The following is a 25477-nucleotide window of genomic DNA, read 5'->3' on the forward strand; positions in this document are numbered from 1 at the left end:
CATGCGACGCGGAGCGTCGCACGATAGTTGGGATTAACAGGATAGTTGGGATTATCGTTCCTCACGCTCCAGCGTGGGAATGCCTTGGGTGACGCTCTGCGTCACAAATCTGCGCGGCACCGCTGAATCAAAAGAGGACGCGGAGCGTCCAGAACGGCATGCGACGCGGAGCGTCGCACGATAGTTGGGATTAACGGGATAGTTGGGATCATCGTTCCTCACGCTCCAGCGTGGGAATGCCTTGGGTGACGCTCCGCGTCACAAATCTGCGCAGCGCCGCTGAATCAAAAGAGGACGCTGAGCGTCCAGAACGGCATGCGACGCAGAGCGTCGCACGATAGTTGGGATTAACGGGATAGTTGGGATCATCGTTACTCACGCTCCAGCGTGGGAATGCCTTGGGTGACGCTCTGCGTCACAAATCTGCGCTGCACCGCTGAATTAAAAGAGGACGCGGAGCGTCCAGAACGGCATGCGACGCAGAGCGTCGCACATAGTTGAAATGATCGTTCCTCACGGTCCATGTGACGCTCTGCGTCACCTACCTGCGCAGTGCTATCAGAACAAATCGATCGGTGCTGACTCATCCGCTGGCAACGGGCTGCCCGGTGCGCTGCTGCCGCCCAGTTCGTTGACGCTTGGCGGCGTGTCTTCGCTTTTGAACAGCTCAAAGAACTCGTTCGGCGTGCTAGGTGTGGCAGCGCGGCCGCTCAGTGGGTCTACGCGCAGGCTGAGGATGCCCGGCGGTTCTGCCTGCTGATGCGGCGGCTTGTCCTTGAGTGCAGCGCTCATGTAGTCCATCCAGATCGGCAGGGAGACCGTACCGCCAAATTCATGACGACCAAGGCTTTCAGGCTGATCGAAGCCGCTCCAGACAGTTGTCACATAGTCCGCGTTGTAACCGGAGAACCACGCATCCTTGGAATCGTTGGTGGTACCGGTCTTGCCGGCGATATCCGGCCTGTTCATCGACAGAGCGCGCCGCCCGGTGCCGCGCTTGATTACGTCCTGCAGCATGCTGTTCAGAATGTAGGTCGTGCGGCCATCCACAACGCGCTCTGCAACGGCGGGCGCTTGCGGCTGGGCCGGTGTCCCTGGTGGGCCTGCGATCACGCTCGGGCTGTCATGCACGGCAAAGGTCGATGTGTTGGGCGCAGTATTGACGTCGTTGGCCGGAACGCTTGGCGGATTGGCCACAAACAGGGTCTGCCCGTCACGGTTCTCGATGGTCTGGATCAGATAAGGACTGACCTTGTAACCGCCATTGGCAAAGGTGGCCCAGCCGGTGGCGATTTCCATCGGGGTCAATGTAGCCGTACCCAGTGCCAGCGACAGGTTGCGCGGCAAGTCTTGCTTGGAGAAGCCAAAGCGGGTGATGTAGTCGATGGTGCTGTCGATACCGAGGGCCTGGAGCAGGCGGATCGAGACCAGGTTGCGAGACTTGTACAGCGCCTCGCGCAGGCGGATCGGCCCAAGGAAGGTGTTGGTGTCATTTTTCGGACGCCATACCTTGTCCAGATACTCGTCGACAAACACGATAGGTGCGTCGTTCACCAGACTGGAGGCGGTGTAGCCATTATCCAGTGCAGCGCTGTAGATGAACGGTTTGAAGCTGGAGCCCGGCTGACGCTTGGCCTGCATGGCGCGGTTGTAGTTGCTCTGCTCGAAAGCGAAGCCGCCGACCAGTGCACGAATGGCGCCGTTTTGCGGGTCAAGCGAGACCAGGGCGCTCTGCGCGACGGGAATTTGACTGAATTTCAGCGAACCGTCGTCCTGGCGCAACAGCCGAACAAGGTCGCCCACCTTCGCAACATCGCCTGGCTGCTTCGGATTCGCGCCCAGGCTGTTGGTATTCAGGTAAGGACGCGCCCACTTCATGGTGGCCCAGTCGACGGTTTCTTCCTTCTCGCCGTTGCGGGTCAGAACGCGTAGACCGGTCTTGTCGACCTGCGTCACGATGCCGGGCTCGAGGCCATTGATCATGCGTTGTTTGGTCAGTTCCTGTACCCAGTTGGCGCGCGTCATGCCCGGGAAGCGGCTTTCCGGGCCGCGATAGCCGTGGCGCTGGTCGTAATCGATCAGGCCCTGCTGGATGGACTTGTTGGCGTGTTCCTGAAGGTCGCTCGGCACCGTGGTAGTGACGCGGAAGCCCTCTGTATAGGCCTCGCTGCCGTAACGGCCGACCATTTCGGCGCGTGCCATTTCAGCAATGTACGGCGCGTTCACTTCCGGCGTCGGCACGTGATAGCTGGCGTTGAGCGGTTCGTTCAAGGCAGTCTGGTAAGCGGTCTGGTCAATCTTGCCCAGGCGATACATGCGGCCGAGGATCCAATCGCGGCGTTCCTTGGCGCGGGTCGGGTTGGCCAGCGGGTTGAAGCGTGACGGCGCCTTGGGCAGACCGGCAATCATGGCCATTTGCGCAAGGCTTACATCGCGAATCGATTTGCCATAGTAGACTTGCGCCGCGGCTTCGATTCCGTAGGCGCGGTTACCCAGATAAATCTTGTTGACGTACAGCTCGAGAATCTCGTCTTTGGTAAGTTGGCGCTCGATTTGCAAGGCCAACAGAATCTCGGTGGTTTTGCGTGAAAAGCTTCTTTCGCTGGTCAGGAAGAAGTTTTTCGCGACCTGCATGGTGATGGTACTGCCGCCTGACTGAATATGGCCGCTTTTTACCAGTTGTGTGGCAGCGCGCATCAGGCTGCTCGGGTCGACGCCATAGTGGTTGGCGAAGTTGTCGTCTTCGGCCGATAGCAGGGCGTTGATGAAGTTGGGTGGAATTTCCGCGAAGCGAATCGGCGTGCGGCGCATCTCGCCAAACTCGGCAATCAGCTTGCCGTCGCTGCTGAATACGCGCAGGGGGATTTGCAGTTGAATGCTTCGCAGCGCTTCAACCGATGGCAGGGTCGGGCTCAGGTAGAGAAACGCGCCACTCAGGCCAAGCAACAGCGAGCAGAATACCGCGACGAGGGACCACCAGAAAAACTTCAGCAGGCGTATCAAGGCTTTTGGATTTCCAGAAAAAATAATGGGTTAAGCGCAGGCATTTACAAATGAACACGCCTTGAAGCTTTCTTAAATGAAAAAATCGCTGGGCATTATAAGCATTTTTCGTCCACGAGCGTGATTTGCGCTACTGTCAAGGCTGTCGACAGTGACGTTGGCCCGAAATAACTCCGTAAGTGGCGGAAACTCATAGGAATCAGGTTGTGTTCGAACTCTTCAGTAAGAAGGCCAACACCCTTCTAGGGATCGATATTAGCTCCACCTCGGTAAAACTCCTGGAATTGAGTCGTTCCGGCACTCGTTACAAGGTCGAGTCTTACGCAGTCGAGCCGTTGCCGGCCAACGCTGTCGTCGAAAAGAATATTGCCGAGCTCGAAGGGGTTGGTCAGGCGCTGTCTCGCGTGCTCGCCAAGGCCAAGACCAGCGTCAAGATCGTGGCGGTCGCCGTAGCCGGTTCCGCCGTGATCACCAAGACGATTGAAATGGACGCCGGTCTTTCCGACGACGACATGGAAAACCAGCTCAAGCTTGAGGCTGACCAGTACATCCCTTATCCGCTGGAAGAAGTCGCCATCGATTTCGAAGTGCAGGGCTACTCGGTGCGCAATCCCGAACGCGTCGAAGTATTGCTGGCTGCCTGCCGCAAAGAGAACGTCGAAGTGCGTGAGGCGGCGCTGGCGCTGGCCGGGCTGACCGCGCGGGTGGTGGACGTCGAGGCCTATGCCCTGGAGCGCTCGTTCGGCCTGCTGGCTGCGCAACTGGGTAACGGTCATGACGAGCTTACCGTGGCGGTGGTCGATATCGGTGCCACCATGACCACCCTCAGCGTGCTGCATCATGGCCGGATCATCTATACCCGCGAGCAGCTGTTTGGTGGCCGCCAGCTGACTGACGAAATCCAGCGCCGCTATGGGCTTTCCATGGAGGAGGCCGGGCTTGCCAAGAAGCAGGGCGGGTTGCCCGACGACTATGTCAGCGAGGTGCTGGACCCCTTCAAGGATGCGTTGGTGCAGCAGGTCTCTCGTTCTTTGCAGTTCTTCTTTGCAGCCGGTCAATACAACTCCGTGGATCACATCATGCTGGCAGGCGGCACGGCTTCGATTTCAGGGCTGGAGCATTTGATTCAACGACGCATTGGCACCCCGACGATGGTCGCTAACCCGTTTGCCGACATGGCCCTGAGCTCCAAGGTCAATGCCGGGGCGCTGGCCAGTGACGCTCCCGCGTTGATGATCGCGTGCGGTCTGGCGTTGAGGAGCTTCGACTGATGGCGCGGATCAACTTATTACCGTGGCGCGAAGAGCTTCGCGAAGAACGTAAAAAACGCTTCCTGACCGCACTGGTCGGCGTGTTGGTGGTGTCAGTCGGTATTCTGTTTCTGATTGATCGTTACGTCAGCAACGCCATTGAGCATCAGATGGCGCGCAACGCGTTTGTGCAGACGCAGATCGCTCAGCTCGATATACGCATCAAGGAGATCAGCGACCTGAAGGCGCGTCGCAAACAGTTACTTGAGCGCATGAAGATCATTCAGGACCTGCAAGGCAACCGCCCGATCACGGGGCGTGTATTCGATCAACTGGCGCGCACTCTTCCGGATGGCGTTTATTTCTCGCAGGTCAAAATGACCGACAAGCTGATTGCCATCAGTGGCGCTGCCGAATCGAATAACCGGGTTTCCGACCTGATGCGCAACCTTGAAGCCTCTGACTGGCTGGAAGCGCCGAGCCTGACTGAAGTGAAGGCTACGACTGCAGGGGCTGTGGATCAGGCCAACGTCTTTCAGTTGACAGTGCGTCAGACCCAGCCGCCGGTTGCCGCGGCTGCACCCGCTGCAACCACGCCCGCTACAGGAGCCAAGCCATGAATATGTCTGAATGGCTGGAAGGGCTTCGCAGGGTTGACCTGAGCGAGCTGGACCTGAACAACCTGGGTTCCTGGCCAGCCGCGGTCAAGGCCATTGCCGGCGTGCTAATCGCGGTACTGATTTTCGCACTGGGCTACTTCTTCTTTATTCAGGACCTGAAAACCCAGCTGGAAAGCGCACAGAGCAGTGAAGTGACGCTCAAGGAGCAGTTTTCCAACAAGGCCTTCCAGGCTGCCAACCTTGAGCCTTACAAGAAGCAGATGGAAGAAATGGAAAACACCTTCGGCGCTCTGCTGCGGCAATTGCCCAGCGACACCGAAGTGCCTGGCTTGCTTGAGGATATAACCCGGACCGGACTGGGAAGCGGGCTTGAGTTCGAGGAAATCAAACTGCTGCCCGAGGCGGTCCAGCAGTTCTACATCGAGCTGCCGATACAGATCACGGTAGTCGGTGGTTATCACGACCTGGCAACCTTCGTCAGCGGTGTCGCCAGCCTGCCGCGCATCGTCACGCTGCATGATTTCGAGATCAAACCGGTCGACCCGAAGGTGCCGACCAAGTTGCGCATGAGCATTCTGGCCAAGACCTACCGCTACAACGATGAAGGGCTGAAGAAATGAGGGCGGCGCGATTGCTGTGCGTCAGTGTGGTTATGACAGGGTTGGCCGGTTGCGGTAATGACAATGATTTTGCCGACCTGTCGGCGTTCATGGATCAGGCCAGAGCGCGCCCGAGCGGCACTATCGAGGCCCTGCCGAAGTTTCGTCCGTATGAAGCGTTCACCTACAACGCCTCTACGCTGCGCAGTCCTTTTCAGCCTCCGGTCAAGATCGACCTGCTCAACCGCCAGAAGGGCTCGCGGCTGGTAGCACCGGACGAGCACCGGGTCAGGCAGTTCCTGGAAGGGTTCAATATCGAGTCGTTCGAGATGGTCGGCACGATTGGCAACGAGTCAGGGATATTTGCCCTGCTGCGCGGTGCGGGAGGCGTTCATCGCGTCAAGGTGGGAGATTACCTGGGCCGTAACAACGGCCGGGTAGTGTCAATCGGTGATGCGCAGGTAGATGTCATTGAAATTGTTCCTGATGGAGAGGGGGCCTGGCTGGAAAGGCCGCGCACTATCGCCCTCAAAGAACGCTCATGAAGTGGGCAAGGCCAAGTATGCACAGTAGCGCTCAACGGAAATTGATCATGACCCGGATTCTCTCGATTATCGGCGTGTCGTTATGCATCGCGATGCTTTCGCCGGTTCTCCAGGCTGCCAACCTCAAGACCCTGGATGTCGCCGCCCTGCCGGGTGATCGCATCGAGCTCAAGCTGGCATTCGACTCGCCGGTGCCTGCGCCGCGCGGTTACACCACGGCGCAACCTGCGCGTATTGCGCTGGACCTGCCGGGCGTGACCAGTCAGTTGGCGACCAAAAGCCGTGAACTGGGTAACGGTAACGCACGCAGCGTGGTCGTTGTACAGGCTCAGGACCGCACGCGGGTAATCATTAACCTGACCACGCTTTCACCCTACAGCTCCCGCGTCGACGGCAACAACCTGTACGTGGTTATCGGTCAGGGCGCAGCCGCTGCGCAGGCTTCCCAGCCAACCACCGCGATGGGCGCGCAACGGGTAGCGGTGCCGCCACCCACTCCGGCATCTGCCAAACCGTTTATCCCTGCGGGCGTCAAGGCCATCAGGAATGTCGATTTCCAGCGCGGCGAGCTGGGTGAAGGCAATGTGATCATAGACTTGAGCAACCCCGGCATTGCCCCGGATATTCAGGAGCAGGGCGGCAAGATCCGTGTCGACTTCGCCAAGACCCAACTGCCCGAACCGCTGCGCGTGCGGCTGGACGTCAAGGACTTCGCCACGCCGGTGCAGTTTGTCAGTGCGTCGGCTACGGGTGACAAGGCCAGTATCCTGATCGAGCCGTCGGGTGCCTTCGACTACTCGGCGTTTCAGACCGAAAACAAGCTGACCATCAGTGTGCGGCCGTTGACCAATGAGGATCTGGACCGCCGCGCCGCTGACAAACCGGTGTACACCGGTGAAAAGCTGTCGCTGAACTTCCAGGACATCGACGTACGCTCGGTGCTGCAACTGATTGCCGACTTCACCAACCTCAATCTGGTGGCCAGCGACACGGTTCAGGGCGGTATTACCCTGCGTCTGCAGAACGTGCCATGGGATCAGGCGCTGGACCTGGTGCTGAAAACCAAAGGCCTGGACAAGCGCAAGGTCGGCAGCGTCCTGCTGGTCGCGCCCGCCGATGAAATTGCTGCCCGCGAGCGTCAGGAGCTTGAATCGCTCAAGCAGATCGCCGAGCTGGCGCCCCTGCGTCGTGAATTGTTGCAGGTCAATTACGCCAAGGCTGCCGATATCGCCAAGCTGTTCCAGTCGGTGACCAGCGCCGAGTCCAAGACCGACGAGCGTGGCTCGATCACTGTGGACGACCGGACCAACAACATCATTGCCTACCAAACCCAGGACCGGCTCGACGAACTGCGTCGCATCGTCTCGCAACTGGACATTCCGGTGCGTCAGGTGATGATCGAGGCGCGCATCGTCGAGGCCAACGTCGATTACAACAAGCAACTGGGTGTGCGCTGGGGCGGCTCGACCAACACCAGCGGCAATGGAAAATGGACAACCTATGGCCTTGATAATAATGGCGATGAGGCAGGTAACACTGGCAGTAACGTGACCTCCAACGTGCCGTTTGTCGATATGGGCGCATCTGGCGCAACCTCCGGCATTGGCCTGGGCTTCGTCACCAACAATACGTTACTGGACCTTGAGCTGAGCGCGATGGAGAAGACCGGTAACGGTGAAATCGTCTCCCAGCCCAAGGTAGTCACTTCCGACAAGGAAACCGCCAAGATCCTCAAGGGCACCGAGATTCCGTATCAGGAATCCAGCTCCAGCGGTGCAACCACGGTGAGCTTCAAGGAGGCCTCGCTGTCGCTTGAGGTAACGCCACAGATCACGCCGGATAACCGCATCATCATGGAGGTCAAGGTCACCAAGGATGAGCCGGACTACCTGAATGCGGTGCTTGGTGTACCACCGATCAAGAAAAACGAGGTCAACGCCAAAGTGCTGATTTCCGATGGCGAAACCATCGTCATTGGTGGTGTGTTCTCAAATACGCAAAGTAAAGTTGTCGATAAAGTGCCATTTCTTGGCGATGTACCGTATCTTGGCCGGCTTTTCAGGCGCGATGTGGTATCCGAGTCCAAATCCGAGCTGTTGGTATTTTTGACTCCGCGTATCATGAACAACCAGGCGATTTCTGTGAGTCGTTGATTTTGTGCGAAATTTAATACTTGTGGGGCCGATGGGTGCTGGCAAAAGCACCATCGGCCGTTTGCTTGCCAAAGAGTTGCGACTGCCGTTCAAGGATTCCGACAAGGAAATCGAGTTGCGCACGGGCGCCAATATCCCGTGGATCTTCGACAAGGAAGGCGAGCCGGGTTTCCGTGAGCGCGAGCAGGCCATGATTGCCGAGCTGTGCGAAGCCGATGGCCTGGTTCTGGCCACCGGTGGCGGTGCGGTCATGCGCGGTGAAAACCGTCAGGCGTTGCGTGCCGGTGGGCGCGTGGTGTATCTGCATGCTTCCATAGAACAGCAGGTCGGGCGCACCGCGCGTGACCGAAATCGCCCTTTGTTGCGTACCGCTGATCCGGCCCGGGTGCTCAGTGAATTGCTGGCTATCCGCGACCCGCTGTATCGGGAAATCGCCGACGTGGTGATTGAAACCGATGAGCGGCCACCCCGAATGGTGGTTCTCGAGATATTGGCGCGCCTTGCAGAGCTTCCTCCCCGTTAAAGCGCAGGCGAAAATGCGCTATTCTCGTCGACCAGCAAAACAGCGACGGTGCATGGCCTTGCGTCATGACCTGCTGAAGCACAAACCGTCCAACCGGTAATCAATGTGGGGACACATGCAGACACTTAAGGTCGAGCTTGGTGAGCGTAGCTACCCGATCCATATTGGCGAAGGCCTGCTGGATCAGCCAGAGCTCCTGACCCCGCATATCGTCGGGCGTCAGGTGGCTATCGTTTCCAACACGACAGTGGCACCGCTGTATCTGGAGCGTCTGACGCAGACCCTGGCCGGTTACAACGTTCTTCCGATTGTTCTGCCCGATGGCGAGGCGTTCAAGAACTGGGAAACCCTGCAGACCATTTTCGATGGCCTGCTGACCGCTCGTCATGATCGCCGCACCACGGTCATCGCTCTGGGTGGCGGTGTGATTGGCGACATGGCCGGGTTTGCTGCCGCCTGTTATCAGCGCGGCGTGAATTTCATCCAGATCCCCACCACGTTTCTGTCCCAGGTGGACTCCTCGGTGGGCGGCAAGACCGGCATCAATCATCCGCTGGGCAAGAACATGGTGGGGGCCTTCTATCAGCCAAGCGTCGTGCTGATCGATACCACCTCGCTCAATACCCTGCCCGAGCGTGAGCTGTCCGCCGGGCTGGCAGAGGTCATCAAGTACGGCCTGATCTGCGACGAGCCGTTTCTGACCTGGCTTGAAGAGCACGTCGATGCGCTGCGCGGGCTGGATCAGGCGGCGCTGACCGTGGCCATCGAACGCTCCTGTGCAGCCAAGGCGCTGGTGGTCGGCGCCGACGAGCGTGAGTCCGGTGTCCGCGCCACATTGAACCTGGGTCACACATTCGGTCACGCCATCGAGACGCATATGGGCTATGGTGTCTGGCTGCATGGCGAGGCAGTAGCTGCCGGTACGGTCATGGCGCTGGAAATGTCCTCGCGTCTGGGCTGGATCAGCACGCAGGATCGGGATCGCGGTATTCGCCTGTTTCAGCGCGCCGGGCTGCCTGTGGTGCCACCACAGGACATGACGGAAGACAATTTCCTCGAACACATGGCGATCGACAAGAAAGTCATCGACGGTCGCTTGCGTCTGGTGCTGTTGCGCCAGATGGGTGAAGCGGTTATCACGGACGATTATCCAAAAGAAGTATTACAGGCCACTCTGGTTGCGGACTATCGCGCCCTGGTGGATCAGCTTAGAGGTTAACGGAAAACCCATGACTAGTTTGCATGCCGACGAGGCCTTCCTCGGCCATTATCAGTTGAGTCATGACCCCTTTGCAGCGCGGGTACCTGGCTTCAAATTCTTTCCTGCCCAGCGCAAGCCTGTACTGGGTCAGCTTCATCATCTGGCGCGTTACAGCCAGTTGTTGCTGGCAGTGACCGGGCCGCAGGGCAGCGGCAAGACCCTGCTGCGTCAGGCGCTGGTAGCAAGCACCAACAAGCAGTCGGTACAAAGCGTTGTGGTTTCTGCACGCGGCGCTGGCGATGCGGCAGGTGTGCTGCAGCAGGTTGCCCAGGCGCTGAGCGTTGCCCAGGCTGAAATGCAGGCGATCCTGTCGCAGGTCGTGCAGCTCGGGCTGACCGGCCAGGAAGTCTACTTGCTGGTTGACGACGCGGAACAACTGGGCGATTCGGCGCTCGAAGCGTTGCTGGGTCTTGCTGCGGGAACGCCTGAAGGGCGTCCGCATGTATTCCTGTTCGGAGAGCCATCGCTGCTCGATCGTCTCGATCAGATGTGTGCCGACCTGCAGGGCGATGTCGAAGGCGAACGCTTTCATGTCATCGAGCTGCAACCCTATACGGAAGAGGAAACCCGAGAGTATCTGGCTCAGCGTCTGGAGGGTGCAGGGCAAGGAATCGCGTTGTTCACTGCCGACCAGATCACCGATATTCATGAACAGTCCGATGGCTGGCCTGGGGCAATCAACCAGGTAGCCCGCGATTCAATGATCGAGGCGATGGTCGCGAGTCGTTCCGCGGTCAAGCGTCCAAGTGTGGGGTTCAACATGCCGAAAAAACACGTATTGGCCTTGGGTGCCGTCGTCATAGTGGCCGTGGCAGCAGCAGTGCTGATCCCGGGTCGCGGTGACAAAACGGGCACGCCAGCCAATGCCCCTGCTTCTGCTCAGGCGCAATTGCCGCTGGGCGAGGGCAAGCCAACTGCTCAGCAATCGAACAACGGTAGCCCGGCCATCGAGTTCGCGGGCAATTCCCAGCCGATGCCGCTGCCGATGAATGGTAACTCGCAACCGGTGATGCGCGGCCCGCTGGCTGAAGCAGCCGGGTCGAGTGATTCCGACGAAGACGCGGTGCCGACAGGTTCGCCTGCCCAGCCGCCGACCGTGACCACCACTGCGCCGCCTGCGGGCGTGCCTGCCGGTCAGGCTGCCGCCCAGACGCCACGCTCGTCTATTCCTGCCCCAGCCGCCAAGCCAGCGCCAGCACCTGCACCTGCTCAGGTCGCCACAGCCAAGCCCGCTCCGGCCCCGGCTGCCAAGCCTGCGGAAAAACCTGCGCCAGCAGCCGCCAAACCGGCTGCCGGTAGCAATTGGTACAGCAGTCAGGCGCCAGGCCATTATGTGGTACAGATTCTGGGCACCAGCTCCGAAGCGACCGCTCAGGCCTACATCGCAGAGCAAGGTGGCGAGTACCGTTATTTCAAGAAAACCCTGCAGGGCAAGCCGCTGTACGTCATCACGTATGGCAACTTTCCTGACCGTGCTGCCGCCCTGGCAGCCATCAAAGTATTGCCAGCCAAGGTTCAGGCTGGTAAACCTTGGCCCCGTACTGTCGCCAGCGTCCAACAAGAGCTTGGTGCCAGTCGCTGAAGTCGCAGCGGCCTTATCCGGGCCGCTTCACCCAGCCAGCCTGACTTAACCCGCAAAGCGCGCCACCTGATTGGTGCGCGCCTTGCGGCGTCTGCGTTACAAGCGCTTTACAGTCTCCCGTCGCGTCAGTCAGATACTTGAAGAAATACTTTGACTAGCACAGCGACCCGTTTTAAAACTTTCATAATTGCGACATTGATTATCAACCAGTCGTCGTTAAATTTGTTAGCCCTTGTGTCGCTGTGTACAATGACCTCCGTTTTGCCTGTCCGAAGCTGGCGTACGTTCGGCGTGACAGGTAATTGGTTGAATTAAAAGGAAATTTGCCTCGCATAGAGGCAGCCTGGTGAGAAAGTGTCTATGAAAGCAGGTCTGTACCAACCAGATGAATTCAAGGATAACTGCGGCTTCGGCCTGATCGCTCATATGCAGGGCGAGCCCAGTCATCACCTGTTGCAGACGGCCGTTCAGGCCCTGACCTGCATGACCCACCGTGGCGGTATCAACGCCGACGGCAAGACCGGTGACGGTTGCGGTCTGTTGATTCAGAAGCCCGATGGCTTCTTGCGTGCGATGGCTAAAGAGCACTTCGGTGCCGATCTGCCCCGCCAATATGCTGTGGGCATGGTGTTCCTCAATCAGGACGACGCCAAGGCGGACGCCGCACGCGAAAACATGAACCGCGAGATCCTCGCCGAGGGCCTGGAACTGGTCGGCTGGCGTCAGGTGCCGATCGATACCAGCGTCCTGGGCAGTCTGGCACTGGAGCGCCTGCCGAAAATCGAGCAGGTGTACATTGGTGGTGAAGGCCTGAGCGATCAGGAATTCGCCATCAAGCTGTTCAGCGCGCGCCGCCGTTCGTCAGTGTCCAACGCCGCAGATACCGATCATTACATCTGCAGCTTTTCGCACAAGACCATCATTTATAAAGGCCTGATGATGCCGGCCGATCTCACGGCCTTTTTCCCGGACCTGAGCGACGAGCGTCTGCAGACTGCCATTTGCGTGTTCCACCAGCGCTTTTCCACCAATACCCTGCCGAAATGGCCGCTGGCGCAGCCGTTCCGCTTTCTTGCCCACAACGGCGAGATCAACACCATCACCGGCAACCGCAACTGGGCACAGGCGCGTCGCACCAAGTTCACCAACGACCTGATGGATCTGGACGAGCTGGGCCCGCTGGTCAACCGCGTGGGTTCGGACTCATCGAGCATGGACAACATGCTTGAGCTGATGGTGACCGGCGGCATCGACCTTTTCCGTGGCGTGCGCATGATCATTCCGCCTGCGTGGCAGAACGTCGAGACCATGGACCCGGATCTACGCGCCTTCTATGAATACAACTCCATGCACATGGAGCCGTGGGACGGCCCGGCCGGCATCGTGATGACCGAAGGTCGTCATGCCGTCTGCCTGCTCGACCGCAATGGCCTGCGCCCGGCGCGCTGGGTCACGACCAAGAACGGCTACATCACCCTGGCGTCGGAAATCGGCGTGTGGGACTACAAGCCTGAAGACGTTATCGCCAAGGGCCGCGTCGGTCCTGGGCAGATCTTTGCCGTGGACACTGAAACCGGTCAGATCCTCGACACCGACGCCATCGACAACCGTCTCAAGTCGCGTCATCCGTACAAGCAATGGCTGCGCAAGAATGCCCTGCGCATTCAGGCCACTATGGAAGACAACGACCACGGCTCGGCTTTTTACGACAGCGAGCAGCTCAAGCAGTACATGAAGATGTATCAGGTCACGTTCGAAGAACGCGATCAGGTGCTGCGCCCGCTGGGTGAACAGGGCCAGGAAGCTGTGGGCTCGATGGGTGACGACACACCGATGGCGGTGTTGTCGCGTCGTGTGCGTTCGCCCTACGATTACTTCCGCCAGCAGTTCGCGCAGGTCACCAACCCGCCGATCGACCCGCTGCGTGAAGCCATCGTCATGTCGCTGGAAATCTGCCTCGGTGCCGAGCGCAATATCTTCCAGGAATCGCCAGAGCACGCCTCACGCGTAATCCTCAGTTCGCCAGTCATTTCGCCAGCCAAATGGCGTTCGCTGATGAACCTGGAGCGTCCGGGCTTCGAACGCCACATCATTGACCTGAACTACGATGAAAGCCTGGGTCTTGAAGCCGCTGTGCGCAGCGTTGCCGATCAGGCCGAAGAGGCCGTGCGTGCCGGTCGTACCCTGATCGTGCTGAGCGACCGACACATCGCACCGGGCAAACTGCCGGTGCATGCTTCGCTGGCGGTCGGCGCGGTTCACCATCGTCTGACCGAACAGGGCCTGCGCTGCGACAGCAACATCCTGGTCGAAACCGCAACCGCGCGTGACCCGCACCATTTCGCCGTATTGATCGGCTTCGGCGCGTCGGCGGTCTATCCGTTCCTGGCCTATGAAGTGCTGGGCGACCTGATCCGTACCGGTGAAGTGCTGGGCGATCTGTACGAAGTCTTCAAGAACTACCGCAAAGGCATCACCAAGGGCCTGCTCAAGATCCTGTCGAAGATGGGTATCTCGACCGTTGCGTCCTACCGTGGCGCGCAGTTGTTTGAAGCCATCGGTCTGTCCGAGGAAGTTTGCGACACCAGTTTCCGCGGTGTGCCAAGCCGCCTGAAAGGTGCGCGCTTCGTCGATATCGAAGCCGAACAGAAAGCGCTGGCAGCCGAAGCCTGGAGCACGCGCAAGCCGATCCAGCAAGGCGGCCTGCTCAAGTTCGTGTTTGGTGGCGAATACCATGCCTATAACCCGGACGTGGTCAGCACCCTGCAAGCCGCCGTGCAGCAGGGCGACTACAGCAAGTTCAAGGAATACACCTCGCTGGTAGACCAGCGTCCGGTGTCGATGATTCGCGACCTGCTACAGGTCAAAACGCTTGAGCAGCCGCTGAACATCGACGAAATCGAGCCGCTGAGCGAAATCCTCAAGCGCTTCGATTCGGCCGGTATTTCTCTGGGTGCCTTGTCGCCGGAGGCTCACGAAGCGCTGGCTGAGGCAATGAACCGCCTGGGCGCGCGTTCCAACTCCGGTGAAGGCGGCGAAGATCCGGCGCGTTACGGCACCATCCGCAGCTCCAAGATCAAGCAGATCGCCACGGGCCGCTTTGGTGTAACGCCCGAATACCTGGTCAATGCCGATGTGCTGCAAATCAAGGTTGCGCAGGGTGCCAAGCCAGGCGAGGGCGGGCAGCTGCCGGGTGGCAAGGTCAATGGCCTGATCGCCAAGCTGCGCTATGCCGTACCGGGCGTGACGCTGATTTCGCCGCCGCCGCACCACGACATCTATTCCATCGAAGACTTGTCGCAGCTGATTTTTGACCTGAAACAGGTCAACCCGGCGGCGCTGGTTTCGGTCAAGCTGGTTGCAGAAGCAGGCGTTGGCACCATTGCCGCTGGCGTGGCCAAGGCCTATGCCGACCTGATCACCATTTCTGGTTACGACGGCGGCACCGGTGCATCGCCGCTGACCTCGATCAAGTACGCTGGCGCGCCGTGGGAGCTGGGTCTGGCCGAAACTCACCAGACCCTGCGCGGCAACGACCTGCGCGGCAAGGTCCGGGTGCAGACCGACGGTGGCCTGAAAACCGGACTGGACGTGATCAAGGCGGCCATTCTCGGTGCTGAAAGCTTCGGTTTCGGCACCGCGCCGATGATCGCGCTGGGCTGCAAATACCTGCGTATCTGCCACCTGAACAACTGCGCTACCGGCGTTGCGACGCAGAACGAAAAGCTGCGCAAGGACCACTACATCGGCACCGTCGATATGGTGATCAACTTCTTCACCTACGTGGCTGAAGAAACCCGTGAGTGGTTGGCCAAGCTTGGCGTTCGCACGCTGCAAGAGCTGATCGGTCGTACCGACCTGCTGGATATCCTGCCGGGCGAAACCGAGAAGCAGCAGCACCTGGACCTGACACCGTTGCTGGGCAGCGACCACATTCCGGCTGACAAGCCTCAGTTCAGCCTGGTGGATCGCAACCCGCCGTTCGACAAGGGTCTGTTGGCCGAGCAGATGGTGGAGATGGCCAAGCCGGCCATTGAATCGCTCAGCGGTGGCGAGTATGAACTGGACATCTGCAACTGCGACCGTTCCATTGGCGCACGGATTTCCGGCGAAATCGCCCGATTGCACGGCAACCAGGGCATGAACAAGGCACCGATCACTTTCCGCTTCAAAGGCACTGCCGGTCAGAGCTTCGGAGTGTGGAACGCCGGTGGCCTGAACATGTATCTGGAAGGCGATGCCAACGACTACGTCGGCAAGGGCATGACCGCTGGCAAGCTGGTGATCGTGCCGCCCAAGGGCAGCCCGTTCAAGACCAACGAGAGCGCGATCATCGGCAACACCTGCCTGTACGGCGCAACCGGCGGCAAGCTGTTTGCGGCGGGCACGGCGGGCGAGCGTTTCGCGGTGCGTAACTCGGGTGCCCACACCGTTGTGGAAGGCACTGGTGATCACTGCTGCGAATACATGACCGGTGGTTTCGTCTGCGTACTGGGCAAGACCGGCTACAACTTCGGTTCCGGTATGACTGGCGGTTTCGCCTACGTGCTCGACCAGGACAACACCTTCGTTGACCTCGTCAACCATGAGCTGGTCGAGATCCAGCGCATCAGCGGCGAGTCGATGGAAGCCTATCGCACACACTTGCAGAGCGTTCTCAACGAGTACGTGGCTGAAACCGACAGCGAATGGGGCCGCAATCTTGCGGAAAACCTGGACGACTACCTGCGTCGTTTCTGGCTGGTCAAGCCCAAGGCTGCCAACCTGAAATCGCTGCTCTCCAGCACTCGGGCGAATCCGCAATAAAAGCAGCTGCTAGCGGTGAGCTTCAAACCGCAAGCCAACGGCAGTGCGCTAATTGCCTGCGATCACGATTTTTTGCAGCTTCAGGCTTGTAACCTGAAGCTGCCGTAAAGAGGCTCCAGAGAATGGCTGAACGTCTCAGTAACGACTTCCAGTTCATCGACGTCGGACGTAAAGACCCGAAGAAGAAACTGCTGCGTCAACGCAAGAAGGAGTTCGTGGAAATCTACGAACCGTTCAAGCCCCAGCAGTCCGCCGATCAGGCGCATCGCTGCCTGGGTTGCGGCAACCCGTATTGCGAGTGGAAGTGCCCGGTGCACAACTTCATTCCCAACTGGCTCAAGCTGGTCGCCGAGGGCAATATTCTCGCGGCGGCGGAGTTGTCTCATCAGACCAACACTCTGCCGGAAGTCTGCGGCCGCGTGTGCCCGCAGGATCGCCTGTGTGAAGGTGCCTGCACGCTGAACGACGGTTTCGGCGCGGTCACCATCGGCTCGGTCGAGAAGTACATCACCGACACCGCGTTTGCCATGGGCTGGCGTCCGGACATGTCCAGAGTCGTGCCAACCGGAAAACGCGTCGCCATCATTGGTGCAGGGCCTGCGGGCCTGGGCTGTGCCGACGTGCTGGTGCGTGGCGGCGTGACGCCGGTGGTGTTCGACAAGAATCCGGAAATCGGTGGTTTGCTGACCTTCGGCATCCCCGAGTTCAAGCTGGAAAAATCCGTACTCAGCCATCGCCGTGAAGTGTTCACCGGCATGGGCATCGAGTTTCGGCTCAACACCGAAGTCGGCAAAGACGTCACCATCGATCAACTGCTCGAAGAATACGATGCTGTGTTCATGGGCATGGGCACCTACACCTACATGAAAGGCGGCTTCCCCGGTGAGGATCTGCCGGGCGTGCACGATGCGCTCGACTTCCTGATCGCCAACGTCAACCGCAACCTGGGCTTTGAAAAGGCCCCGGAAGATTTTGTCGACATGAAAGGCAAGCGTGTTGTGGTTCTGGGCGGTGGCGACACCGCGATGGACTGCAACCGCACCTCGATCCGTCAGGGTGCCAAGTCGGTGACGTGCGCTTATCGTCGCGACGAAGAGAACATGCCAGGCTCGCGCAAGGAAGTGAAGAACGCCAAGGAAGAAGGCGTGAAGTTTCTCTACAACCGTCAGCCTATCGCCATCGTGGGCGATGGCAAGGTCGAAGGCGTGAAGGTGGTCGAGACGCGTCTCGGCGAGCCCGATACTCGTGGTCGTCGCAGCCCGGAGCCGATTCCGGGTTCCGAAGAGATCATCCCGGCAGAAGCCGTGGTCATCGCATTCGGCTTCCGCCCAAGCCCTGCGCCATGGTTCGAGCAGTTCACGATCAGTACTGACAGCCAGGGCCGTGTCGTGGCCCCGGAACAAGCACAGTACAAGCACCAGACCAGCAACCCGAAGATCTTCGCCGGTGGCGACATGGTGCGCGGCTCTGACCTGGTGGTGACCGCTATCTTCGAAGGCCGTAATGCGGCTGAAGGGATTCTGGATTATCTGGGCGTCTGAGCCTTGTGTTGCCAGAGCGTGCCGTTACTGAGGCGCGCTCTGACAACAGGCGTCTACCCATCACGGGTGATTTACCGACTTTTCTGACATCCCCTCTGCCACCTCCTTCCTAAGCTGGGTGTAACTCGCTCAAGACGAGCGTTTTATCAACCAGGGAAGGACATCATGAAAAATCAGTTTGGTTTCTGCCTCGCGCTCTCGATAGCGCCCTTTGCATTTGCCAGCCAGACACCCGCCAACTTCGATGGACCCGTTTTCGGTTCGATCATCGAAAACAAAGCCGTTTATTTTGAATCCAGTGTCGAGCTTCAGCGACGCATGAGCGCGGGCAGCCTGACCTCTGTCGGGCTGGTGACAGACTTGCTTCAGCGCATCGAAGTGCTGAACAAAAATGGCCCGGCGCTCAACGCTGTCATTGAAATCAACCCCGACGCTCTGCAGATAGCCGCGCAAATGGACGGGGAGCGTTCTCGCGGGGAGAAACGTGGGCCGCTGCATGGCATTCCCATACTGGTAAAAGACAATCTTGATACGGGCGATCAGATGCAGACCACTGCGGGCGCTCTCTCAATGGTCGGATTGCCTGCTCCACGCGATGCTTTTGTGGTGCAGCGGCTTCGCGATGCCGGCGCGATCATTATCGGCAAGGCCAATCTCAGCGAATGGGCGCATTTCCGTGGGTACGAGGTACCTAGCGGCTGGAGCAGCCGAGGCGGACAGACGCGTCATCCCTATGACTTGAGCGCTGATCCGCTTGGCTCCAGCTCAGGTTCGGCAGTGGGTCTTGCAGCTGGATTTTCACCTTTGGCGGTAGGCACCGAGACCAATGGTTCGATCATTCAACCTGCCGCCACGAGTGGTGTCATAGGGCTTAGGCCTACGCTGGGTCTGCTTAGTCGTACCGGTATGATTCCGCTCTCCAGTCGTCAGGACACCCCCGGCCCAATGGCGCGAACGGTCACGGATACCGCGATCCTGCTGACGGCGATGAGCGGCAACGACCCTCTCGACGAAGCCACCGCCCGAGCCTCCACCGATGTAGTGAACTATGTCGACCACCTCAGAACGGACGCCTTGAGCGGCAAGCGCCTAGGCTATCCAAACCACACCCATGACGGCATGCCAATGGACGACGATCCTGAATTCCAAAAGGTGAAGAGTCGTCTGAGTGCTGCCGGGGCGATACTGGTTCCCGTCGATGTTCCGTCGATTGATAGCACTTCAGAGTATTTAATGCTGCTGCATGATTTCAAGCGCGAGCTTAACGCTTACTTGAGCACACGCACCGGGCTGGGTGTCAGCACGCTGGATGAGATCATTGCATTCAACACCGCGTTTCCTGGGGCGCAAGCTTATGATCAGGATTTATTGATTGACTCCTCCAGCGTGTCTGTAGATCAGGAGGATTACCTGTCGATTGCAACCAGCTTGCGTGCTGCTCATCGACAATTGATCGATGGGCTCTTGCAGCAACACTCGCTCGACGTGCTCATTGACTGGTCAGAGGTTTCTTTCAAAGCGGTTGGCGCTATCGCAGGTTATCCGGGAATAACCGTGCCTGTCGGGCTCGAAGAGAATGGCCTGCCAAGAGGATTGTATTTTCTTTCCACTGCCTGGGATGAAGGTGCTTTGCTGAGCTATGCCTACGCACTCGAACAGGCGCTTGCAACATCGGCAGCTTCGGTTCATTCGTGTATCAGCCAGGCTGATTGATTCCCTATCCCTGTCTGGTGCAGGCCAGGCCTGGATGTCAGGGACGGGCGTCGGAAAACGGTTTTGTGACGTTTTGAAATAATCCGGTCCCGGAATTACAACCGCCTTTCATTAAGTTGCGTCGCCCCGCCAGAGGCGGCGCATCAAGGTTTCAACCCTCTTGTCCAGGTCCCGATCAAGGCCTGTTCCGGCGTCTGCGACAAGCGATTGTTTACAGCTGTTTTCCACGCTCAGTACCTGCCCTTAAAAAGGTTTAGGCTCCTGATCCTTTTGGGGAGTTCATCGCTTTAGATACTCCCGCCATCCATGTCGCTATAAGGAAATAGCCATGTTGAAAGCAGCACCCATGGGCAAACTTGCTCGATCCAATGAGCAGAAATCTCTCGGGCCGGACAGGTTCACGCCCAGCACGGTTGCCGTGCGCGAACACCGGACCCGAGAACGCGCGGACCGGATAATCGACCAGTTCGTCGAGCGCTTTACAGAAAAGGATTTTTTTCCTGAAGACGGTGAAGACGCGCTGTTCTCCTTGCTGGTTCAGTTGCCAGACTGGCCAGCAGACCTGTCCATCAGGATTCACAACGAAAACGATGAAGTACTCGCGGTCTTTCTGAAAGGCAGTGATGAAAGCGTCGTTCAGGACAGCATTGTCCTGACGCAAAATGTCGACGCTTACATCGTCCCGGACAATGTTCAGGTCGCCGATGACGAGCCGTTACTGCGCTGGGTGTTCAGTCAGTTGCCGGCAGGTTCCAGCGTTGGAATGGGGGGTAACTTTCCGGGCAGTAGCAGTGATGCCGGGCGAATCGTATCGTCCGCAAATTACTGGCGGCCGAATCGGGCCGGGACGTGTTGATCTTCGACGCTGGCGCGAGCAATTACGCCCCGGCAGATACTGACGATAACCGTATTATTCTGCTGCATGACAACTACGGAAATTACAGCGCAAAGGACACCGGCAACGGTGAGATAACTTCATTCAAACAGGGCACCGACAGCTTCTATCTGGCAATCAGTTCGCAATTGAAGGCTGACGAGCGGTCATCGCTGGGTATGCAATTCGAGCAGGACGTACAGGGCTTTCGCGATGTTCTGACCCAGCACGCGATCGAGGAAAATCGCGGCTGGTTCGACCCCGGCAAACCAACCGAAATCGAAAGCGGGTTTCTGCCTGATTGGTTCGCGAACGCGACGGCTGCCGAAAAACAAAGCTGGAAAATGGCGGTGCAGGACTACAGCCAAGCCTTGCTCGAAGCTCAGGCACCTGACCTGCTGGATCCTTCCGGCTACGGACAGCCCGACCAATTGCGCAAATATGCGCGGCAAAAGCTGCAGGAACGGATTTTGCTCGACCACGGTATTGCAGTGGATCCTGACCATATCAGCGTGCATACCGTAAGCATCGAGATTGATCCAGGCATTATTATTGATACCGATTACGAATATATCGGCCCTTCGGAACTGGAGCCGCATTATGAAACGCATAAGCGCGGCCTTACAGATCTGTCGCTGGAAAACATTGCACTCACCAATATCAACTTTCTGCTCACCAGCCGCGCGTTTGACGATCAGGGGCAACTGGTCAGTTTCCTCAACGCCGGTTATCTGTTCGGCCTGATTCGTGATCTGAATATTGGCGAAGATTATTCAAGATACCTCCGCACAGTACTGTCCACGTCGGCGGCAGGGCAATGGCACCGTGAACGTTATGCACGTGTCATGCGCGCGCAAATGCGCCTCGATGTGATAGAGGCGAAGATGGCGGGTGACTTTCTGGGCGATGGCGGACTTCCTCCCGAGCTGGCGAGCAGGGGCTACAAATGGGTTGCTGCCGTGCTTGATCACCCAATTGACAGTGATGACCGTGCAACGGTGGAGGGGCATCGCATTCAGGTCAGCCAGTTATCCATCAATGACGTGTCATTGAGCGGCGTACTGGTGATCGGCGCAGAGTCGCGCTCCAGCGTCGCCGCTTTTGTGGTTTTTACCCCGCAGGCTCCTGACGGAATATGCTTCCGGGAAATGAGCGATCCGCAGGAGTTTCAGCAGCGGATACTGCTTGAACCGGATTTACTGGACTATCTGGTGGGCAGGGCGCCTTTGGCCTCCCAGGACGATGTCAGGCATATTCTGACCGTTCGCCGTGAAACGCTGTTCATGGAACTGCAGCCCTGCACTGGAAGTTTTCTTGAGGCAGTCTATGACTCTGAAGTCGGGAGGGTGATTTCTGTTGTCGATGAACAGACCAAAAACAACTGGGAAATCTATTGGGAAAGTGCCTGGGAAATCACCAAAGTCGTTGGCGACATCGTGCTCACCTTCGCGCCTTTCAAGGTAAGGCTGCCGATTGCAGCATTGCGCAGCTTTTATGCCATCTGGCAGGGCGTCGCAAAAGCTGGCGGTGAAGAGCAAGGTGCCCCCTTGTATTTTGTCCAGGCGGCGTTGCTGCTGGCTGATGGTTTGACGCTGCCCAGAGCACGGAGGGTTCAGACATCGTCGATCACATCAATCGGCCGTTCTGTCCTTGATCCGAAAACAGCAGTGGCAAAAACACTCGGTGGATTGAAACAGCTCGACAACGGCGTTTATGAAAAGACCCAGGAAGGTGCGCCAAGCCGCTTTTATGCTGTGCAACAAGGTAAGACCTATGCCGTCAGATACGATGCCGATTTCGCAGCATGGAGGGTGATCGATCCCCGGCGGCCAGATGCGCATTATCAATTGCCGATTCAACTTGATAGGCAAGGCGTCTGGGTACATGCGTCGGCGGGGTTGCGCGGCGGCAACAAACGATTAAAAGGCAGACCATCGAACGGCTCGGGGAGTGATGGCGATTCCTCGGATAGCAATCGGATAAAAAGATACAAAGTGGACATCGATGGCTTTTTTGAAAGTCGGCGTTTCAGGCATGCGGAAAATGACCTCCCTAACGATGACCTTGAAGCTGCTGTCAAAAAAGCAGTTGATAGATATGTGCTGGATGGCAATGGCAGTCTGCACAAGTATGGTAAAAGCCAGTTCTCGCTGGACCTTCCCGGTATTGGCAGGAGCACCGGCAGAGGTGCCTGGCGCCTGATACTTGCCCGGGCTGAAAAAAGCGTTATCAAGGCGTTTGACGTCATAGATCCCCACAAATAGCGCAGGTCCGCCCCAGTCTTACGCCGGGCGCGGAGCTGTATTAGCACGGCAAATCGGCACGATAGACAAAAGGCACGGCTCTTGCCGTGCCTTTTGCGTCGCGCTCTGAGAAAATGCCGGCACTTTTATTGCGGATGCCGACATGACTGCCCTGAAGAACGACCGTTTCCTTCGCGCTTTGCTTAAGCAACCCGTAGACGTCACGCCGGTATGGATGATGCGCCAGGCAGGCCGTTACCTGCCTGAATACCGCGCCAGCCGCGCCAGTGCCGGGGACTTCATGAGCTTGTGCAAGAACCCGCAGTTCGCCTGTGAAGTCACGCTGCAGCCGCTGGATCGCTACCCGCTGGATGCGGCGATTCTGTTCTCCGACATCCTGACCATTCCCGACGCGATGGGTCTGGGCCTGTACTTCGAGACCGGCGAAGGTCCGCGTTTCAAGAAAACCGTCAGCACGCTGGCTGATATCGAAGCACTGCCCATCCCGGATGCACAGAAGGACCTGAGCTATGTGATGGACGCGGTCAGCACCATCCGTCGCGAACTCAACGGCCGTGTGCCGCTGATCGGCTTTGCCGGCAGCCCTTGGACCCTGGCGACCTATATGGTCGAAGGCGGCTCCTCGAAGGACTTCCGCAAATCCAAGGCCATGCTCTACGACAACCCGCAAGCCATGCACCTGCTGCTCGACAAGCTGGCGCAGTCAGTCACGTCCTACCTGAATGGCCAGATTCTCGCGGGCGCCCAGGCGGTGCAGATCTTCGACAGCTGGGGCGGTAGCCTGTCTTCGGCGGCGTATCAGGAATTCTCGCTGGCTTACATGCGCAAGATCGTCAACGGCCTGATTCGCGAGCACGATGGGCGCAAGGTGCCGGTCATCGTGTTCACCAAAGGCGGCGGGCTTTGGCTGGAAAGCATCGCCGACATCGGCGCCGATACTCTGGGCCTGGACTGGACCTGCGACATCGGCGAAGCGCGTCAGCGCGTCGGCAGCAAGGTTTCGTTGCAGGGCAACATGGACCCGACCGTACTTTACGCCCGCCCGGAAGCCATCCGCCAGGAAGTCGCACGCATCCTCGCCAGCTACGGCAGCGGCACCGGCCACGTCTTCAACCTCGGCCACGGCATCACCCCTGAAGTCGACCCGGCCAATGCTGGTGCGTTCATCAACGCAGTACATGAGTTGTCGGCGCAGTATCACCAGTAATTGTCCGGCTGACGATGCGTCGATACATCAGGGCGCATCGGCTCTTTTCAGCGCCGACGCTTACGTCGGCGCTTTTCCATCTGTAAAACCCTCCAGCAGCGAACCTCTGCGCGGCAGGAACCTGCCCTGGCGCTCGCCTTGCGGCTTGCCTTCGGCATAGCTCAATCGGCCGTTTACCCAGACACCATCAATGCCCTGCGCCGCTCGCTGAGGGTCTTTAAAATCCGCCACATCGCGCACGGTTTGCGGATTGAACAGCACCAGGTCTGCCCAATAGCCCTCGCGAATAAAGCCGCGCTCGTGCAAGGCAAAGCGCGCTGCCGACAGCCCGGTCATTTTGTGTACGGCGGTGTGCAATGCAAACAGCCCTTTGTCGCGGCTGAAATGGCCGAGCACTCTGGGGAATGCGCCCCATAAGCGCGGATGCGGAAACGGATCTTCCGGAAGGCCATCGGAGCCGATCATCGACAGCGGGTGAGACATGATGCGCTCGACGTCGCCCTCATCCATGCCGTAGTACACCGCACCCGCAGGCTGCAACTTGCGTGCGGCGTCCAGCAATGACAACCCCCAGTCGGCGGCAATGTCCTGTAGATCCCGGCCGCCCTGATCCGGGTGCGGCGTTGACCAGGTGATGGTGATACGGAATGCATCGGTGACCTGCTTCAGGTCCAGCGTCGAAGAACTGGCTGCATAAGGGTAACAATCGCAACCGACCGGATGGTCCTGCGCAGCTTTTTCCAGGGCCGCCAGCAGTTGCGGGCTGCGGCCCCAGTTACCCGCGCCAGCGCATTTCATGTGGGAAATCACCACTGGCGAGCGCGCATGGCGGCCTATGTCGAAGGCCTCCGCCATCGCCTCCAGCACCGGCTCGAATTCGCTGCGCAAGTGGGTGGTGTAGATCGCGCCAAAAGCGCTGAGCTCTTCAGCCAGCTGCTTGACTTCGCTGGTCTCGGCCGAGAAGGCCGAAGCGTAAGCAAGGCCGGTCGACAAACCCAGCGCGCCGGCTTCGAGGCTGTCGCGCAACTGCTCGCGCATCGCGTCAATCTCTTCCGGGCTGGCGCTGCGAAACAAGTCGTCCATGTGGTTGCTGCGCAGGGCCGTATGGCCAATCAAAGCGGCCACATTCACGGCGGGCCGGGCGTTATCCACGGCTGCGCGGTAGTCGGCGAAGCGCGGATAGACAAACGCTGCCGCGTCGCCCAGCAGGTTCATGGGGTCTGGCGGATTGCCGCGCAGCGAGACCGGTGATGCGCTGATCCCGCAATTGCCGACGATAACCGTGGTTACGCCCTGGCTGATCTTGGGCAGCATGTCGGGCTTGCGAATCACTACCGTGTCGTCATGGGTGTGGACGTCGATAAAGCCGGGGGCCAGCACACGACCGGCAGCGTTGACCTCTTCCTGCGCAGTGGCATCGATCAGGTTGCCGATGCGCTGGATGCGCCCGTCGCTAATCGCTACATCGGCGCGCACTCCGGGCGTATCGCTGCCATCGATGACCAGCGCATCGCGGATGATCAGGTCGTAAATCAT

General features: G+C 58.7%; 14 protein-coding genes and 1 pseudogene. 13 read left to right on the top strand and 2 right to left on the bottom strand.

Features of this window, described 5'->3' with window-relative positions; translation table 11 throughout:
- Positions 1 to 558 precede the first annotated feature (558 nt).
- On the bottom strand, positions 559 to 3000 hold the full coding sequence (locus LJU29_RS01685; RefSeq protein WP_371321906.1) for a penicillin-binding protein 1A: 2442 nt from the start codon (positions 2998 to 3000) through the stop codon (positions 559 to 561).
- A 209-nt stretch (positions 3001 to 3209) separates the two neighbouring features.
- Here LJU29_RS01685 and LJU29_RS01690 point away from each other — a divergent pair, with 209 nt between their 5' ends.
- The 13 genes and pseudogenes from LJU29_RS01690 to hemE all read left to right on the top strand — a co-directional run bounded on the left by LJU29_RS01690 (position 3210) and on the right by hemE (position 23941).
- Positions 3210 to 4274, top strand: a complete 1065-nt coding sequence (locus LJU29_RS01690) for a pilus assembly protein PilM (protein WP_002551652.1) — start codon at positions 3210 to 3212, stop codon at positions 4272 to 4274.
- Positions 4274 to 4873, top strand: coding sequence for a PilN domain-containing protein (locus LJU29_RS01695; protein WP_004654254.1), 600 nt, complete (start codon positions 4274 to 4276; stop codon positions 4871 to 4873). Before LJU29_RS01690 ends, LJU29_RS01695 begins: the two co-directional genes overlap by 1 nt.
- Positions 4870 to 5493 (top strand): type 4a pilus biogenesis protein PilO, encoded by a 624-nt coding sequence (pilO, locus tag LJU29_RS01700; protein ID WP_257111561.1) that lies wholly within the window; start codon positions 4870 to 4872, stop codon positions 5491 to 5493. The genes LJU29_RS01695 and pilO overlap by 4 nt, the downstream gene beginning before the upstream one ends.
- The gene (locus tag LJU29_RS01705) at positions 5490 to 6017 is read left to right on the top strand and encodes a pilus assembly protein PilP (protein ID WP_005752535.1); all 528 of its coding nucleotides are present in this window, start codon (positions 5490 to 5492) and stop codon (positions 6015 to 6017) included. The genes pilO and LJU29_RS01705 overlap by 4 nt, the downstream gene beginning before the upstream one ends.
- 47 nt (positions 6018 to 6064) lie before the next feature.
- Positions 6065 to 8170, top strand: a complete 2106-nt coding sequence (locus LJU29_RS01710; RefSeq protein ID WP_057422078.1) for a type IV pilus secretin PilQ — start codon at positions 6065 to 6067, stop codon at positions 8168 to 8170.
- A gap of 4 nt (positions 8171 to 8174) precedes the next feature.
- Complete coding sequence (gene aroK / locus LJU29_RS01715) at positions 8175 to 8693, top strand: shikimate kinase AroK (RefSeq protein WP_002551657.1); 519 nt, start codon at positions 8175 to 8177, stop codon at positions 8691 to 8693.
- A 115-nt stretch (positions 8694 to 8808) separates the two neighbouring features.
- On the top strand, positions 8809 to 9912 hold the full coding sequence (gene aroB / locus LJU29_RS01720; protein ID WP_257111562.1) for a 3-dehydroquinate synthase: 1104 nt from the start codon (positions 8809 to 8811) through the stop codon (positions 9910 to 9912).
- A 10-nt stretch (positions 9913 to 9922) separates the two neighbouring features.
- Positions 9923 to 11536 carry an SPOR domain-containing protein gene (locus tag LJU29_RS01725; RefSeq protein WP_257111563.1) on the top strand — a complete coding sequence of 538 codons (1614 nt, stop codon included), beginning with the start codon at positions 9923 to 9925 and terminating at the stop codon, positions 11534 to 11536.
- A 360-nt stretch (positions 11537 to 11896) separates the two neighbouring features.
- Positions 11897 to 16342: a glutamate synthase large subunit gene (gene gltB / locus LJU29_RS01730; RefSeq protein WP_257111564.1), complete on the top strand. Its 4446-nt coding sequence runs from the start codon at positions 11897 to 11899 to the stop codon at positions 16340 to 16342.
- Between the two features lie 122 nt (positions 16343 to 16464).
- Positions 16465 to 17883 carry a glutamate synthase small subunit GltD family protein gene (locus tag LJU29_RS01735; protein WP_057423635.1) on the top strand — a complete coding sequence of 473 codons (1419 nt, stop codon included), beginning with the start codon at positions 16465 to 16467 and terminating at the stop codon, positions 17881 to 17883.
- A 165-nt stretch (positions 17884 to 18048) separates the two neighbouring features.
- Positions 18049 to 19596, top strand: coding sequence for an amidase family protein (locus tag LJU29_RS01740; RefSeq protein WP_057454762.1), 1548 nt, complete (start codon positions 18049 to 18051; stop codon positions 19594 to 19596).
- 328 nt (positions 19597 to 19924) lie between these two features.
- Positions 19925 to 22734 (top strand): annotated as a pseudogene (locus LJU29_RS01745) (dermonecrotic toxin domain-containing protein).
- 142 nt (positions 22735 to 22876) lie between these two features.
- Positions 22877 to 23941 carry a uroporphyrinogen decarboxylase gene (gene hemE, locus LJU29_RS01750; protein ID WP_257111565.1) on the top strand — a complete coding sequence of 355 codons (1065 nt, stop codon included), beginning with the start codon at positions 22877 to 22879 and terminating at the stop codon, positions 23939 to 23941.
- 60 nt (positions 23942 to 24001) lie between these two features.
- Here hemE and LJU29_RS01755 read toward each other — a convergent pair whose 3' ends face one another.
- Complete coding sequence (locus tag LJU29_RS01755) at positions 24002 to 25477, bottom strand: N-acyl-D-amino-acid deacylase family protein (protein ID WP_122359045.1); 1476 nt, start codon at positions 25475 to 25477, stop codon at positions 24002 to 24004.

The organism is Pseudomonas ficuserectae (genome assembly GCF_024584585.1).
Lineage (GTDB): Bacteria > Pseudomonadota > Gammaproteobacteria > Pseudomonadales > Pseudomonadaceae > Aquipseudomonas > Aquipseudomonas amygdali.

What these genes read in the sequence shown, in the direction of transcription:
- LJU29_RS01735 (WP_057423635.1), top strand. Translation starts at nt 16,465, where the DNA reads ATGGCTGAACGTCTCAGTAACGACTTCCAGTTCATCGACGTCGGACGT.
- LJU29_RS01755 (WP_122359045.1), bottom strand. Translation starts at nt 25,477, where the DNA reads ATGATTTACGACCTGATCATCCGCGATGCGCTGGTCATCGATGGCAGC.
- pilO (WP_257111561.1), top strand. Translation starts at nt 4,870, where the DNA reads ATGAATATGTCTGAATGGCTGGAAGGGCTTCGCAGGGTTGACCTGAGC.
- hemE (WP_257111565.1), top strand. Translation starts at nt 22,877, where the DNA reads ATGACTGCCCTGAAGAACGACCGTTTCCTTCGCGCTTTGCTTAAGCAA.
- gltB (WP_257111564.1), top strand. Translation starts at nt 11,897, where the DNA reads ATGAAAGCAGGTCTGTACCAACCAGATGAATTCAAGGATAACTGCGGC.
- LJU29_RS01740 (WP_057454762.1), top strand. Translation starts at nt 18,049, where the DNA reads ATGAAAAATCAGTTTGGTTTCTGCCTCGCGCTCTCGATAGCGCCCTTT.
- LJU29_RS01695 (WP_004654254.1), top strand. Translation starts at nt 4,274, where the DNA reads ATGGCGCGGATCAACTTATTACCGTGGCGCGAAGAGCTTCGCGAAGAA.
- aroB (WP_257111562.1), top strand. Translation starts at nt 8,809, where the DNA reads ATGCAGACACTTAAGGTCGAGCTTGGTGAGCGTAGCTACCCGATCCAT.
- LJU29_RS01710 (WP_057422078.1), top strand. Translation starts at nt 6,065, where the DNA reads ATGACCCGGATTCTCTCGATTATCGGCGTGTCGTTATGCATCGCGATG.
- LJU29_RS01725 (WP_257111563.1), top strand. Translation starts at nt 9,923, where the DNA reads ATGACTAGTTTGCATGCCGACGAGGCCTTCCTCGGCCATTATCAGTTG.
- LJU29_RS01705 (WP_005752535.1), top strand. Translation starts at nt 5,490, where the DNA reads ATGAGGGCGGCGCGATTGCTGTGCGTCAGTGTGGTTATGACAGGGTTG.